The following is a 14,900-nucleotide window of genomic DNA, read 5'->3' on the forward strand; positions in this document are numbered from 1 at the left end:
GCTTGTCGAAGGGTCGGGCGCAGCGAACGTCGCCAGAACAAGCAAAAGGGCCGGGAGATTGCTCTCCCGGCCCCTTCGATATGCTGACGCTGGGTCAGGGCTTCATCAGAAGCCCATGTCGCCCATGCCGCCCATGCCGCCGGGCATCGCCGGCATTGCAGGCTTGTCGTCGGCACGCTCGACGATCGCGGCTTCGGTCGTGATCAGCAGACCGGCAACCGACGAGGCGTCCTGCAGCGCGGTGCGCACGACCTTGGTGGGGTCGATGACGCCGGCGGCCTTCAGGTTCTCGTAGACGTCGGTGGCAGCGTTGAAGCCGATGCCTTCGTCCGACTGGTCGAGCAGCTTGCCCGCGACGACGGCGCCGTCGCTGCCGGCGTTCTCGGCGATCTGACGGACCGGAGCGGCAATCGCCTTGCGGACGATGTCGATGCCGCGGGTCTGGTCTTCGTTGGCGCCGGCCAGGCCCTCAAGGGCGCGCGTTGCGTAGAGCAGCGCGGTGCCGCCACCGGGGACGATGCCTTCTTCGACAGCGGCGCGGGTCGCGTGGAGAGCGTCGTCGACGCGGTCCTTGCGCTCCTTCACCTCGACTTCGGTGGCACCGCCGACCTTGATGACGGCGACGCCGCCGGCCAGCTTAGCAAGGCGCTCCTGCAGCTTCTCGCGGTCGTAGTCCGAGGTGGTGACCTCGATCTGCGCGCGGATCTGCTCGACGCGGCCCTTGATCTCGTCGGCCGAACCGGCGCCGTCGACGATCGTGGTGTTGTCCTTGTCGATGGTGACCTTCTTGGCCTGGCCCAGCATGCCCAGGGTCACGGTCTCGAGCTTGATGCCGAGGTCTTCCGAGATCATCTCGCCGGCGGTCAGCGTGGCGATGTCGCCCAGCATGGCCTTGCGGCGATCGCCGAAGCCCGGAGCCTTGACGGCAGCGATCTTCAGGCCGCCGCGCAGCTTGTTGACGACGAGCGTGGCCAGAGCCTCACCCTCGATGTCCTCGGCGATGATGAGGAGCGGACGGCCCGACTGCACGACCGCTTCCAGGATCGGGAGCAGCGCCTGCAGCGACGACAGCTTCTTCTCGTGGATGAGGATGTACGGGTTTTCGAGTTCGACCGTCATCTTCTCGGGGTTGGTGACGAAGTAGGGCGACAGGTAGCCGCGGTCGAACTGCATGCCTTCGACGACGTCGAGTTCGAATTCGAGACCCTTGGCCTCCTCGACGGTGATCACGCCTTCCTTGCCGACGCGCTCCATGGCTTCAGCGATCTTCTCGCCGACTTCGACGTCGCCGTTGGCGGAGATGATGCCGACCTGGGCGATTTCCGACGAACCGGCAACCGGGGTCGAACGCGCCTTGAGGTTCTCGACGACCTTGAGGACGGCGAGGTCGATGCCGCGCTTCAGGTCCATCGGGTTGGTGCCGGCTGCAACGGACTTCATGCCTTCGCGAACGATCGCCTGGGCGAGGACGGTCGCGGTGGTGGTGCCGTCACCGGCCTTGTCGTTGGCCTTCGAGGCCACTTCGCGCAGCATCTGCGCGCCCATGTTCTCGAACTTGTCCTTGAGTTCGATTTCCTTGGCGACCGAAACACCGTCCTTGGTGATGCGGGGTGCGCCGAAGCTCTTCTCGATGACGACGTTGCGGCCCTTGGGGCCCAAGGTCACCTTCACGGCATTGGCGAGGGTGTCGACACCGGCGAGAATGCGCTCACGAGCGTCGCGCGAGAACTTTACGTCCTTGGCTGCCATTTTTGAATTCCTTCAGTAAATCAGATGGTAGGATCGGATGCTCAGGCGATGACGCCGAGGATGTCCGATTCCTTCATGATGAGCAGGTCTTCACCAGCGACCTTGACCTCGGTGCCCGACCACTTGCCGAACAGGACGCGGTCGCCGACCTTGACGTCGAGCGGGGTGATCGTGCCGTTCTCGGCGCGGGCGCCGGTGCCGACGGAGACGATCTCGCCTTCAGCGGGCTTTTCCTTGGCGCTATCGGGGATGATGATGCCGCCGGCGGTCTTTTCCTCGGCTTCAACGCGGCGCACGAGAACACGGTCGTGCAGCGGGCGGAAAGTCATTGGGGTGTCTCCCTAGATCCAACGAAATATAAAACTGGGCTTGGCACTCGGTGAAGGAGAGTGCCAATGAGCGGAGATATGGTCCGGTGCCCGGAGGCCGTCAATGGGGCCTTCGCAGAAAAATTTATCTGCCGTTCAACTTCGCGGCGAACTGGTGCGCCCGATAGATGATCGCTCTATGACAGCGCGACGATCGGCGCCGAGATAGGCATCGACCGCTCCGGCACAAGGCCGAATCGACCGCGCCAGTGCCAGCGGCCAAGGAGCAGGATCGCCGCGACCGTCAGGCCGACCGCGAGGCCGATCCACACGCCTACGCCTCTGAGCGGTGTGAACAGGCCCAGCGCTACCGAGGTCGCGAAGCCCGCCAGCCAATAGCCGACGATGGCGATCACGGCAGGAATCCGCGTGTCCTGCACACCGCGGAGCACGCCTGCGGCAATTGCCTGCACGCCGTCGGTCAACTGGAATATCGCAGCGACGAAGAGATACTGCACCGCCAGCGCGACCAGCGCCGCATTGGCGGGCGCGGAAACGTCGACGTAGGCGGAGATGATCGTACGCGGGATCAGCAGCATCGCCAGCGCCGACAGTCCCACGAAACCGAGCCCGATCGCGATCGCCACCCATCCGGCACGCGCGATCGCATCGCGGTCCCCGGCGCCGTAGTGATAGCCGACGCGGATCGTCGCGGCCTGGCCTATGCCGAAAGGCACCTGGAAGGCGAAGGCGGCGATCTGCAGCGCGACGGTGTGCGCGGCCAGTTCGACCTCGCCGACCAGTCCCATCAGGAAGGCGGCGCCGGAAAACAGCCCGCCCTCCGCGATCAGGGTCGCGGAGATCGGCAGGCCCAGCCGCAGCATCTGGCGCAGGCGCTGCCATTCGGGCCGCCAGAAGCGCCCGAACACGTGGAAGCGGCGCAAGTTGCGATCGTTGCGGATGGCGACGACGTAAGCCAGCACCGTAACGCAGGCGGTGATAGTGCTCGCCAGCGCCGAGCCGGTCAGGCCCAGCGCGGGCATGCCGAGGTTACCGAAGACCAGCGCATAGTTGCCCAGCGCATTCACGCCGATCGACAGCGCCGTGATCACCGTGGCGAAGACGGGCCTGCCCAGCGCCGAGACGAACGTGCGCAGCACATTGGCGACCGCCATCGGCACCAGCGCCAGCGAAATCACGCGGATGAAGTGCCCGGATATGGCCGAAATGCGAGGGCTCTGGCCGGTCAGCAGCATGATCCGTTCACCGAAGAAGCAGATTCCCACCGCCACCAGCCCCAGTCCGAGTGCCAGCCACAGCGCCATGCGGGCGGAACGCCGCACCTCGCGCACGGAATTCCGGCGGCGCCCGATCTCGGCGGCTATCAACGGGGCGACCGCGCCGGTCACGCCGTTCAGGCCCATCATCACCACCGCGACGATGGCGACGGCGAGACTGGACGCCGCGAGCGCCTCCTGCCCCAGCCGCGCCACGAAGATCACGTCGATCGCGAAGACCGCCATCTGCAGCATGTTGGCAAGCGCCAGCGGCCCGGCAAGGCGCAGGGTGGCGCGCAGTTCCTCGCGCAAGGGGTGGTTTCTGGTTCTCTCCCGCATCGGCCCGCGCGATAGATGCTGGCCGGGACGAGGGGAAGCGATTTCGTCCCGGCGCTTTGAATGGCACGGCCGATGTATTACCGGGATACCATGAAACAGATCGCGATCCTTGCCCCCCTCGCCCTTGCCGCCACACTTGCCGGCTGCGGAGAGAAGGCTCCCGAGCAGGCATCTCCCACGCCTTCCCCGACCGCCGCCGCGCCGCCGCCGGCTGCCGTCACAGACCCGGCGCCGATGGCTTTCGCGACGTGCCGCTCATGCCACTCGACCGAGCCGGGTCGCAACGGTATCGGCCCGACGCTGCACGGCATCGTCGGCTCCAAGGCCGGGGAGGTGGAGGGCTATGCGTTCAGCCCGGCGCTGAAGGGCTCCGGCATCACGTGGGACCGCAAGACCCTCGACACTTGGCTGCAGGGGCCGATGAAAATGGTCCCGGGCACGAAGATGGTCCTCCCCGTGGCTGACGCTCAGAAGCGCAAGGCGATCATCGACTATCTCGAAACGCTGAAGTGACGCCCGAAGAGTCCATCGCGCTCGCGGAAATCCAGCAGCATCTGGCATGCTGCGCGCAGGCCGGGGATGCGCGGCGAGCAGATGCCTACGCGGACTGCTTCGCTGTGGATGGCGTTCTGGAACTGGCGCATGAGACGATCAGAGGGCGCGAAGCGATCCGCGCCTGGATGACCGCGCCGTCAGTAATCCCCGCTCCGGCAGACGGCACGCCGGGTTTCGTCAGCCACCATCTGACGACCTGCCACGTCGAATTCACCGCTCCTGATGAAGCGGCCGCACGAACCTATTGGCTGGTGACGAGCGTCGTGGGCCTCGACCACAACGGCTTCTACCGCGATCACCTGCGCCGCGAGGACGGGGCTTGGCGCATTGCCCACCGCCGCCCGCGTACGTTGTGGATCAGCCCGGCGAGCGTGCTCCACCGGGGCTGACCGCCAAAGAAAAGGGCCTTGTGCCTGTCCCGACGCAAGGCCCGGTCGATCGACGTCCAGGAGACCGGGGACGTCGCGGAATTACGCGTTCAGGTCAGACCTTGCGGCCGGGCGGCGGGGCCTGCTCGACCGGGGCTTCCGCCCTGGCCGGAATGGCCTGCGAGGGTGCCTTCGCCGCTTCGCAGCCATCGGACGCGGCCTGCGTCATCTTCGGCTGTGCGCCCGAGCCGTCGGAGCTGTACGAGACCGAGCGCGTGCAGCCGCTGGCATCGGTGCTAGATGAATAATACGTCACCTGCGCGCCCTTGGGCATGTCGCCGACCACCGTGAGGCCTGGCATTGCAGCACCGTCAGCGCTCGCCGCCGTCACTTGCTGCTGCATACGGGCCGCCTGCTGCTGCATGAGTGCCGCGCGCTGCATCATGGCGTTCATCTGCGCGTCCATCACCGCGGAGATCTGGTCCATGTGCGCGAAAGGATCGGCCATGACCGGCGTGTCCGCCTGCTGCGCTACCTGACCTTGGGCATCGACGGGCACGAACTGCACCTTGGGCGCGACGTCACCGGTGTATTGGACGTGGACGACGGTGCCGTCGGGCGCATCGACCTTCATCGTGTGCAACCGGGTACTGGCGGCCTCGGCCGCTCCGGCGCCAAGCAGGGCGAGCACGGCAGCGCCGACGAGGTACTTCCTGGGGGGCATTCGCATTGGGGATGTTCTCCTTCGTGACTCGACCCTTTGCGGATGCGAAGCTGCCTTCCCGAAGCTGAACGCAGGATTACGGAACCGGAACGCAAAAAGGGCGGCGCCTTGCGGCACCGCCCTTTCCGTTATCTGCCCGGAAGAACCGGAAAGAAGATTACTTGAGCTCGACGGTGCCGCCGGCTTCTTCGATCTTCTTCTTGATTTCTTCGGCTTCAGCCTTGGTCGCGCCTTCCTTGACGGCCTTGGGAGCGCCTTCGACGAGAGCCTTGGCTTCAGCGAGGCCCAGACCGGTGATGGCGCGGACTTCCTTGATGACGTTGATCTTCTTGCCACCGTCGCCGGTGAGGATCACGTCGAATTCGGTCTTCTCTTCAACGGCTTCGGCAGCGGCGCCACCAGCGGCCGGGGCAACTGCGACAGCAGCAGCGGCGCTGACGCCCCATGCTTCTTCGAGAGCCTTGGCGAGGTCAGCGGCTTCCAGAACGGTGAGCTGCGACAGTTCTTCAACAAGCTTGGCGATATCGGCCATGATTATAACTCCTGATCTGTGGTCCACCGTGGGCCTCATGCCCGGCGGCGGAATAAATCGTAAGAAACGTTCTGCTTAAGCGAGCGCTCAGGCAGCCTTGTCGGCGTAGGCAGCGAAAACGCGAGCCAGCTTGGCCGCCGGAGCGGTCTGCAGCTGGGCGATCTTCGTCGCCGGAGCCTGAACGAGGCCGATGAGCTTGGCGCGCAGTTCGTCGAGCGAGGGCATCGAGGCGAGAGCCTTGACACCTTCGGGGGTCAGAACCTGCGAACCCATCGCGCCGCCGACGATCTCGATCTTGTCGGTCGTCTTGGCGAATTCAACGACGGCCTTGGCGGCTGCAACGGGGTCCACCGAAGAGGAGATACCCGTGGGGCCGGTCAGGAAGTCGCCGATACCGACGTAGTCGGTGTCCGCAATGGCAAGCTTGGCAAGACGGTTCTTCGCAACCTTGTAGGTCGCGCCCGCATCACGCATCTTTCCGCGCAGGGCGGTGGACTGGGCCACCGACATGCCGAGGTTGCGGGTGACTACCACCGCGCCGGCCTCTGCGAAAACCGCGTTGAGCGAGGCGACCGATTCGGCTTTCTGCGAACGATCCATGCCATACTCCTTCACAATGGCCACGAAAGGCGAACCCCTCGTAGCCGGCTACGTATTGTCCGGGGCGCTAACGCACCTCGGGCGAGTCCGTCGAAGGGGAAGGAGTTCTCGTGTCGAAACACGATGTTGGCACCACGCTCGAAGGAGTGGGGCCGGGTGATTTCCTTGTCCCCGTCTAGGCTGCGAATTAAGAGGGGAACCCTCAGCAGCGGTCTCGGACGGATGACAGACGGGAATCACCCCATCAGTCGGAGCGGGCCAATGGCGGATTGCCGGCGCTGAGTCAAGGCCGGACGGTCAGGATTGGCGGCATTGCACCTGACTGCGGGCAACGACGGCGAGGATGGTGATGAGCGCCATCGCGGACAGCGCCCAGTGCCCGATGTGCCCCGCCACGATCACCGCCGCCGCGAAAGCCAGCAAGCCGTGACGCCAAGGTCCCGTCAACACCAGCCGGTCGCGCACGAACCACAGCGCTACCATGTAGACCGCCAGCGGCACCGCGACGGCAAGATTGCTCGCCAGCATGGGCGCATGATGACCCTGCCCTGCAGCATTGTCGATGGCGACCGCAAAGCCCGCCCCGGTCGCCGCGCCGCCCGCGTATATCAGCGCATGGGCGTAGCTCCAGTTGAACGAGCTGGAAAACCGCGCCTGATCGAGCGGGCCTTCCTGCGAGAAATAGAGCCACCACATCGCAAAGGTGATCGCCAGTGCGGAAAGAGCCAGCACGATGAGTTCGGCGGGGTGCCCGCCCGGCGCATCGGCATATGTGAAGGCCGCCGCGCTGGAGAGCAGCACCTCGCCCAGCACGATGATGACGAACAGCCCGTGCCGCTCGGCAACGTGGTGGTGGTGCCAGGGCGTCTTGCCGCGCGCTTCGGCGATGACGGGAACGGCCATCTCCATCAGCGCGCCCAGCACGAACAGTCCCGCCACTGCGCTGAACCCGGCAGGACGCAGCACCAGCAGCGCGAGGGTCCAGTACAGCTGCGTCACCGCGATCCCGACCGCATAGCTCACTGCCGTCGCCCGGTGGCGGGGGTCTGAGCGCGCGGCGATCAGCCAGAACGCCACCATCGCCACACGCATAACGATGTAGCCGACGATCACCAGCGTCAGGCTGCCGCCCGCGAAGACGCGCGGAACCCCGGCTGCCACGGCCAGCGCTCCGGCCATGATGACGCAAGTGATGAGACGATAGACCGGCCCGTCGCTGTCGTAGGCCGAGGCGAACCAGGTGAAGTTCATCCACGCCCACCACGTCGCGAAGAAGGTCATCGCGAACGTCGTCACGCCCATCGCCGCGTGGCCTGCAGCCACCGCATGGTGCAATCCCTCGGCGGCACTGGCCACGGCGATGACGATAACGAGGTCGAACAACAGTTCGAGCGGCGTGGAGACGCGGTGCGGTTCATGCGGATCGCGGGCGCCGAACGGTCGCCAGCTGCGGGTCTTGGTCATCTGTGCGGCAGGGCCCCTGCTGTTTGGTCGATGACCTTAGAGGCGAGACCACCGGGGCGGCAAGTCTCGCCGTGGCCCCGGGTTCAGTGCGCCTCGTAGCCCAGCAGATCGCCCGGCTGGCAGCCCAGTTCGCGGCAGATCGCCTCCAGCGTGGAGAAACGGATCGCCTTGGCCTTGCCGGTCTTGAGGATCGAGAGGTTGGCGAGCGTGATGCCGATCCGCTCGGCCAGTTCGGTCAACGTCATGCGGCGGGCGTGGAGCAGGTCGTCGAGCTTGACCACGATGTTCGTGCCTTCCGTTTCGTCGCCCATCACACCATCCCTTCGAGGTCGGCACGCATCTGGGCGCCCTTGCGGAAGACGCGGGCGAGGATGAACAGGATCAGCATGAGCAGCAGGCCGTTGCCGTCGACGCCGCCGATCACTTCCAGGTCGGTATGGCCCTGGCCCTTGGTGAGCGCGTTGATCCACGCGCCGATACCGGACATCGGCAGGCCGACGAGCTGCACCGCGAGCGTCAGCCAGGCCATCTGCGTGAGGCGCGAGGCGTTGTCGGGCACGAAGGGATCGCCTTCGCCAACCGTATCGACGATGCGCTTGAGGAGCTGGAACAGGCGCAGCAGCAAGGCGCAGAGCAGTGCCGCCAGCAGCAGGATGCCCGCGATCGCCCAGAGGAACGGTCCAGTCGGCACGCTCTCCAGATGCTCTGCCAGCGCGGTGCTTGCGGGTCCGTGGAAGATCGCCAGCAGCGGCGCTGCCAGCAGGCTCGCGCCCATGCCGAGCGCCAGGACCGCCATGAGGAACCATAGAACGCCCTTGGCGATGGCGAGGAGCGGGTCACGGGTGATCGTGTTCATCGTCTGGTTTCCTTCCCGTCCGGATCACATGAGCGCGGGGACGACCCGCGCTCCGATGACGATCACTTGCCCGTGGGCCGATGCCTCGGCGGGGGCCGTGACGGTGGGGAGCCAGAAGCCGGCCAGAAAGAGCGTCGCAAGGAGCAGCGAGAGCAGAGGCGGTGCCATCCGGTGCGTGTCAGGGCGGATCATTGTTCGTTCTCCGATATGCTTGATATCGAGATTCAATAAATCCGATTCTGCATATCGTCAATCGATAATATCGAAAAACGATATGTTGCCGTTGGGCGCGCAAAAAAGGGGCGGCTCCGGTCTGGAGCCGCCCCCGTTGGGGCTCGACCATGTCGCCGGGCGTGACAACCGGCGGGCCGGGCCGGTCAGGCGTCGGTAAGCTCCTGGTTGGTTGCAGGGGTGGAGGCCCCGGGAGTCTTGATCGACGGCCTGTAGGTGCGGAAGTCGAAGCGGTTTCCAGCCTTGCCCTCGGCTTCCAGACTCTCGCGATGCTGCAACTGAAGACGCGCGCGGCGCAGCCTGCCCTTGCGCGATGTGAAGGGATTCCCCTCGTCAGGGTCGGCGGCGGCCATGGCGTCGAGCAGTTCGTAGCGCTCCTCCGGGGTCTGCGGCAACGGCGAGGCCGCAAGGATCGCCGTGGCCGAATTGCCAGCGATCACGCGATCACGCTGCACCGGAACGGGCTCGGCAACGATGGGCTCGGCGACTGCAGGATGCACCGCTTCGACCACTGGCGCGGGGGCGGGAACCGGCTCAAGCGCACCCACCGGCTCAAGCGGCTCGGGCACATACTCGGCCTCCTCGTAGACCGGATCGGAGCGACGGCGACGCATCGCGGCGATGCCCACGCCCGCCACGCCAAGCGCGGCAAGAATGCCGGCGACTTCGGCCACCGGGAAGCCATCGCCGTCGGTGGTCGGCGGCGCTGGCTGGGCGGCAGGCGGCGGGACTTCGGCGCGCGCGGGAGCCGGAGCTGCGGGCGGAACGGAACCTTGAGCCAGCGTGCCATCGCCTGCAGTGCCGTTATCCTGAGCGGTCGGGACAGTTGGCTGCACCGGCGCGGCGCGTTCGGCGCGCGGCGCGGCAGAAACGCGGGTCGTTGTACGCGTCCGCGCCGCCGTGCTCGACGGTTCGGCTGCAGCCTCATCGGGAGTGGCGGGCGGCGGCACGTCAGGCAGAACGACAGTCTGCTGCTGCGTCGGCGTCACCGAAGTCGGTGCCGTGCCCGCCGTGGTGGCAGTGTCGGTGGGCACGTTGAGCGGCGCGGTCGATTCAGGCGGCAGCGTGACGTTCGGCGTGGTCGCCGGAGCGGCGGAAGGCGGCGTGGCGCTAATATCCTGCGGCAGTGACAGCGAAGGCGTCGTCGCAGGAGCCTGCACTTCCTGCGCAGCGGCCGGGATTGCGGAAAGCGCGAGGACAGCGGCAATCGCGGTCAGTGCGCTGGGCGAGCGGGGGACGGAAAAGTGTATCATACCGGAAACAATGCGCGCCCTGTGCAAAAGTCCTTTCGCAAGTGCGGAATACGGGACGGTCCGATCGACCTCCTGCGACGAGTTGATGCTTTCGGCAAGAACACGGTTTTCGGCGGATTTACGCCAGATTAACGGCATTCGCCCGTTCACGCCGTTTGACACCCTGCACCCCGGCTCCTATATGGCGGCCTCGCTCGATCGCTTCGAGCAAGGCATGTCCATGCGCGGGGACACGCCCGGGAAGGAGGCGATCGGGATTTCATCCGACGTGGAAGGCTGCAGGCCGCATGGAGACCCGAACCCCGGGAATCCGCGTGCCGGGCGGCCTTTCTTGCGTTCCGGATGGTCTGCTTTCGGGCAGGCGACGTCACTCGCGACGACGAATTTTTACGAAGGCCGTGTCCCTTGCGACTCGGTCCTCACACGAAGAGGCAAAGACCAGCTCATGGCCACCAAGCCCATCGACACCACGCCGCTGGTGCGCACTGCGAAGAAGCGCATCCGCAAGATCTTCGGCGACATCCACGAAGTCGTCCAGATGCCCAACCTGATCGAAGTCCAGCGCGAGAGCTACGAACAGTTCCTGCGCTCGGACCCGTCGGTCGGCTACGTCTCGGGCCTCGAGAAGACCCTGCGTTCGGTGTTCCCGATCCGCGACTTCGCGGGCACCAGCGAGCTGGACTTCGTCCACTACGAGCTGGAAGACCCCAAGTACGACGTGACCGAGTGCCGCCAGCGCGGCATCACCTACGCCGCGCCGATGAAGGTCACACTGCGCCTCATCGTGTTCGAGGTCGACGCCGAGACCGAGACTCGCTCGGTCCTCGATATCAAGGAGCAGGACGTCTACATGGGCGACATGCCCCTGATGACGGAGAACGGCACCTTCTTCATCAACGGCACCGAGCGCGTCATCGTTTCGCAGATGCACCGCTCGCCGGGCGTCCTGTTCGACCATGACCGCGGCAAGACCCACGCTTCGGGCAAGTTCCTCTTCGCCGCCCGCGTGATCCCGTACCGCGGTTCGTGGCTCGACTTCGAGTTCGACGCCAAGGACATCGTCAACGTCCGCATCGACCGCAAGCGCAAGCTGCCCGTCACCTCGCTGCTCTACGCGCTGGGTCTCGACGGCGAGCAGGTGCTGAACCACTTCTACGCCACCATGTCGTGGAAGCGTGGTTCGGGCGGCTGGCAGCTGCCCTACACCCCCGAGGCATGGCGCGGCGCGAAGCCGACCTTCGACATCGTCGATGCGAAGTCGGGCGAAGTCGTGTTCGCCGCCGGCACCAAGATCTCCCCGCGCGCCGCGAACAAGGCGCAGAAGGACGGTCTGGAAGAGCTGCTGCTGCCGACCGAGGAAATCTTCGGCCGCTATTCCGCCAAGGACCTGATCGACGAGTCGACCGGCCGCATCTACATCGAAGCCGGTGATGAAGTGACGCCGGAAAACCTCGACGCGCTCGACGCGGCGGGCTTCGACCAGATCGACCTGCTCGACATCGACGAAGTCAACACCGGTCCCTGGATCCGCAACACGATGAAGGCCGACAAGGCCGAGAATCGCGATATGGGTCTGGAAGCGATCTACAAGGTCATGCGTCCGGGCGAGCCGCCGACGAAGGAAACCGCCGAAGCCCTGTTCGACGGCCTGTTCTTCGACGCCGACCGCTACGACCTCTCGGCCGTTGGCCGCGTCAAGATGAACATGCGCCTCGGCCTTGATGCCGAGGACACCGTCACCACCCTGCGCGTCGAGGATATCCTCGCCGTGGTGAAGGAGCTTGTCGGCCTGAAGGACGGCAAGGGCGAGATCGACGACATCGACAACCTCGGCAACCGCCGCGTGCGTTCGGTGGGCGAGTTGCTGGAAAACCAGTACCGCGTCGGCCTGCTGCGCATGGAGCGCGCCGTGAAGGAGCGCATGTCGTCGGTGGACGTGTCGACGGTCATGCCGAACGACCTCATCAACGCCAAGCCCGCCGTGGCTGCCGTTCGCGAGTTCTTCGGTTCCTCGCAGCTCTCGCAGTTCATGGACCAGACCAACCCGCTTTCGGAAGTCACCCACAAGCGCCGTGTTTCGGCCTTGGGCCCGGGCGGTCTGACCCGTGAGCGCGCCGGCTTCGAAGTCCGCGACGTTCACCCGACCCACTACGGCCGCATCTGCCCGATCGAAACGCCGGAAGGCCCGAACATCGGTCTGATCAACTCGCTGTCGACCTTCGCGCGCGTCAACAAGTACGGCTTCATCGAGACGCCGTACCGCAAGGTGCTCGACGGCAAGGTGACCAAGGACGTCGTCTACCTCTCGGCGATGGAAGAGCAGAAGCACACCGTCGCGCAGGCTTCGGCCGAACTGACCGGTGACGGCTCGTTCGTCGAGGAACTCGTCTCGGCTCGCCAGAACGGCGAATTCGTGATGAGCCCGCGGGACCAGATCACGCTGATGGACGTTTCGCCCAAGCAGCTCGTCTCGGTCGCCGCATCGCTCATTCCGTTCCTGGAAAACGACGACGCCAACCGCGCTCTCATGGGCTCGAACATGCAGCGTCAGGCCGTGCCGCTCGTGAAGGCCGATGCGCCTTACGTCGGCACCGGCATGGAAGAGACCGTCGCTCGTGACTCGGGCGCCGCGATCTCGGCCTTGCGCGCCGGCATCGTCGACCAGGTCGATGCGACCCGTATCGTCATCCGCGCCTCGGGCGACATCGAAGCCGGCAAGTCGGGCGTCGACATCTACCGCCTGCAGAAGTTCGAGCGTTCCAACCAGTCGACCTGCATCAACCAGCGCCCGCTGGTGAAGGTGGGCGAGTTGGTCGAGACCGGCACGATCATCGCCGACGGCCCATCGACCGAGTTCGGCGAGCTGGCACTGGGCCGCAACGTGCTCGTCGCGTTCATGCCCTGGAACGGCTACAACTACGAGGACTCCATCCTCATTTCCGAGCGCATCGTGAAGGACGACGTGTTCACGTCGATCCACATCGACGAGTTCGAGGTGATGGCCCGCGACACCAAGCTGGGTCCGGAAGACATCACCCGCGACATCCCGAACGTCGGCGAGGAAGCCCTGCGCAACCTCGACGAAGCGGGCATCGTCTACGTGGGCGCCGAAGTGCACCCCGGTGACATCCTCGTCGGCAAGATCACCCCGAAGGGCGAAAGCCCGATGACGCCGGAAGAAAAGCTCCTGCGCGCCATCTTCGGTGAAAAGGCTTCGGACGTCCGCGACACTTCGCTGCGTCTGCCGCCGGGCGTTTCGGGCACCATCGTCGACGTGCGCGTCTTCAACCGCCACGGCATCGAGGTCGACGACCGTACCCGCGCGATCCAGAACGAGGAAATCGAACGCCTCGCCAAGGACCGCGAGGACGAGCGTGCGATCCTCAACCGCGCCACCTACAACCGTCTAAAGGACATGCTCCTCGGCCAGGTCGCCACCTCGGCGCCCAAGGGCCTCAAGAAGGGCGTGGACATCACCGACGAGGTGCTGGCCGAAGTCGAGCGTCACGAGTGGTGGAAGTTCGGCGTTGCCGACGACCACGTCCAGTCGCAGCTCGAAGCGGTCAAGACCCAGTACGACCTCACCGTCAAGGCGATCCAGGAGAAGTTCGAGGACCGCAAGGAAAAGCTGGAGCGCGGCGACGAGCTGGCTCCGGGCGTCCTGAAGATGGTCAAGGTCTTCGTCGCGGTGAAGCGCAAGCTGCAGCCGGGCGACAAGATGGCCGGCCGTCACGGCAACAAGGGTATCATCAGCCGCATCCTGCCGCTGGAAGACATGCCCTTCCTGGAAGACGGCACCCCCGTCGACTTCGTGATGAACCCGCTCGGCGTGCCTTCGCGCATGAACGTGGGCCAGATCTTCGAGACGCACCTTGGCTGGGCCGCACGCGGTCTGGGCAAGCGCATCGGCGATGCTCTGGACGCATGGCGCGTGGCCAACCCCAACCCGGTCGCAGGGCAGCCGCCCGAGGCCGTTCGTGAACTGCTGACCGAAATCTACGGCGACAACTACGCCGCAGACATCGCCGAGCGCACGGACGACCAGATCGTCGAGTTCGCCGACTCCGTCCGCAAGGGCGTGCCGATGGGCTCGCCGGTGTTCGACGGCGCGGTCGAGAAGGACGTCACCGACATGCTCAAGCTGGCAGGTCTGGACGAATCGGGTCAGGTTGACCTGTTCGACGGCCGCACCGGCGACCGCTTCGATCGTAAGGTCACGGTGGGCATGAAGTACGTGCTCAAGCTGCACCACCTTGTCGACGACAAGATCCACGCCCGTTCGATCGGTCCGTACTCGCTCGTCACCCAGCAGCCGCTGGGCGGTAAGGCGCAGTTCGGCGGCCAGCGCTTCGGTGAGATGGAGGTCTGGGCTCTCCAGGCCTACGGCGCCGCATATACCCTGCAGGAAATGCTGACGGTGAAGTCCGACGACGTTGTCGGCCGCACCAAGGTCTACGAAGCGATCGTCAAGGGCGACGACACCTTCGAGGCCGGCATTCCCGAGAGCTTCAACGTTCTCGTCAAGGAAATGCGCTCGTTGGGTCTCAACGTCGAGCTGACCAGCCACGACGATGCCGAAGACGACGACGGCGTCGCCCTGGCGGCGGAGTAAGGGATGCAAGGGCGAGGCTTCGGCCTCGCCCC

14 protein-coding genes are annotated in these 14,900 nt (G+C 65.6%); 3 read left to right on the forward strand and 11 right to left on the reverse strand.

Translation table 11 applies throughout. From position 1 onward, the window contains the following. Positions 1–105: 105 nt before the first annotated feature. From groL to LH128_RS09450, 3 genes are all read right to left on the reverse strand, one after another. Positions 106–1,749: a chaperonin GroEL gene (groL, locus tag LH128_RS09440; RefSeq protein ID WP_008829391.1), complete on the reverse strand. Its 1,644-nt coding sequence runs from the start codon at positions 1,747–1,749 to the stop codon at positions 106–108. Between the two features lie 41 nt (positions 1,750–1,790). Next, the gene (gene groES / locus LH128_RS09445; protein ID WP_008829392.1) at positions 1,791–2,078 is read right to left on the reverse strand and encodes a co-chaperone GroES; all 288 of its coding nucleotides are present in this window, start codon (positions 2,076–2,078) and stop codon (positions 1,791–1,793) included. 176 nt (positions 2,079–2,254) lie between these two features. After that, a complete protein-coding gene (locus LH128_RS09450; RefSeq protein WP_037518747.1) occupies positions 2,255–3,673 on the reverse strand; it encodes an MATE family efflux transporter in 1,419 nt (472 codons plus the stop codon). 90 nt (positions 3,674–3,763) lie between these two features. Between LH128_RS09450 and LH128_RS09455 the strand changes: the two genes are divergently transcribed. Together LH128_RS09455 and LH128_RS09460 are read left to right on the forward strand one after the other, a co-directional pair. Next, entirely contained in the window at positions 3,764–4,186 is a 423-nt protein-coding gene (locus LH128_RS09455; RefSeq protein ID WP_172705011.1) for a c-type cytochrome, read from the forward strand. After that, positions 4,183–4,617, forward strand: coding sequence for a nuclear transport factor 2 family protein (locus LH128_RS09460; protein ID WP_008829395.1), 435 nt, complete (start codon positions 4,183–4,185; stop codon positions 4,615–4,617). Before LH128_RS09455 ends, LH128_RS09460 begins: the two co-directional genes overlap by 4 nt. A gap of 94 nt (positions 4,618–4,711) precedes the next feature. Here the strand turns inward: LH128_RS09460 and LH128_RS09465 are convergent, their stop codons facing one another. From LH128_RS09465 to LH128_RS09495, 8 genes are all read right to left on the reverse strand, one after another. Continuing rightward, positions 4,712–5,326: a hypothetical protein gene (locus tag LH128_RS09465; protein ID WP_008829396.1), complete on the reverse strand. Its 615-nt coding sequence runs from the start codon at positions 5,324–5,326 to the stop codon at positions 4,712–4,714. Positions 5,327–5,477: 151 nt separating this feature from the next. Further along, positions 5,478–5,852, reverse strand: coding sequence for a 50S ribosomal protein L7/L12 (rplL, locus tag LH128_RS09470; RefSeq protein WP_008829397.1), 375 nt, complete (start codon positions 5,850–5,852; stop codon positions 5,478–5,480). A gap of 87 nt (positions 5,853–5,939) precedes the next feature. After that, on the reverse strand, positions 5,940–6,452 hold the full coding sequence (rplJ, locus tag LH128_RS09475; RefSeq protein WP_008829398.1) for a 50S ribosomal protein L10: 513 nt from the start codon (positions 6,450–6,452) through the stop codon (positions 5,940–5,942). 297 nt (positions 6,453–6,749) lie between these two features. Continuing rightward, positions 6,750–7,916: a low temperature requirement protein A gene (locus LH128_RS09480; protein ID WP_008829399.1), complete on the reverse strand. Its 1,167-nt coding sequence runs from the start codon at positions 7,914–7,916 to the stop codon at positions 6,750–6,752. Between the two features lie 83 nt (positions 7,917–7,999). After that, on the reverse strand, positions 8,000–8,227 hold the full coding sequence (locus LH128_RS09485; RefSeq protein ID WP_008829400.1) for a helix-turn-helix domain-containing protein: 228 nt from the start codon (positions 8,225–8,227) through the stop codon (positions 8,000–8,002). Continuing rightward, positions 8,227–8,772 (reverse strand): DUF2975 domain-containing protein, encoded by a 546-nt coding sequence (locus LH128_RS09490; protein WP_008829401.1) that lies wholly within the window; start codon positions 8,770–8,772, stop codon positions 8,227–8,229. Before LH128_RS09490 ends, LH128_RS09485 begins: the two co-directional genes overlap by 1 nt. A gap of 24 nt (positions 8,773–8,796) precedes the next feature. Next, positions 8,797–8,964: a hypothetical protein gene (locus tag LH128_RS33285; RefSeq protein ID WP_156799875.1), complete on the reverse strand. Its 168-nt coding sequence runs from the start codon at positions 8,962–8,964 to the stop codon at positions 8,797–8,799. Positions 8,965–9,149: 185 nt separating this feature from the next. Continuing rightward, positions 9,150–10,256, reverse strand: a complete 1,107-nt coding sequence (locus LH128_RS09495) for a hypothetical protein (RefSeq protein ID WP_008829402.1) — start codon at positions 10,254–10,256, stop codon at positions 9,150–9,152. A gap of 445 nt (positions 10,257–10,701) precedes the next feature. Here LH128_RS09495 and rpoB point away from each other — a divergent pair, with 445 nt between their 5' ends. Next, on the forward strand, positions 10,702–14,868 hold the full coding sequence (rpoB, locus tag LH128_RS09500; RefSeq protein ID WP_008829403.1) for a DNA-directed RNA polymerase subunit beta: 4,167 nt from the start codon (positions 10,702–10,704) through the stop codon (positions 14,866–14,868). Positions 14,869–14,900: the final 32 nt, after the last annotated feature.

Origin of the sequence: Sphingomonas sp. LH128, assembly GCF_000293195.2 — a bacterium.
Taxonomy (GTDB): domain Bacteria; phylum Pseudomonadota; class Alphaproteobacteria; order Sphingomonadales; family Sphingomonadaceae; genus Novosphingobium; species Novosphingobium resinovorum_A.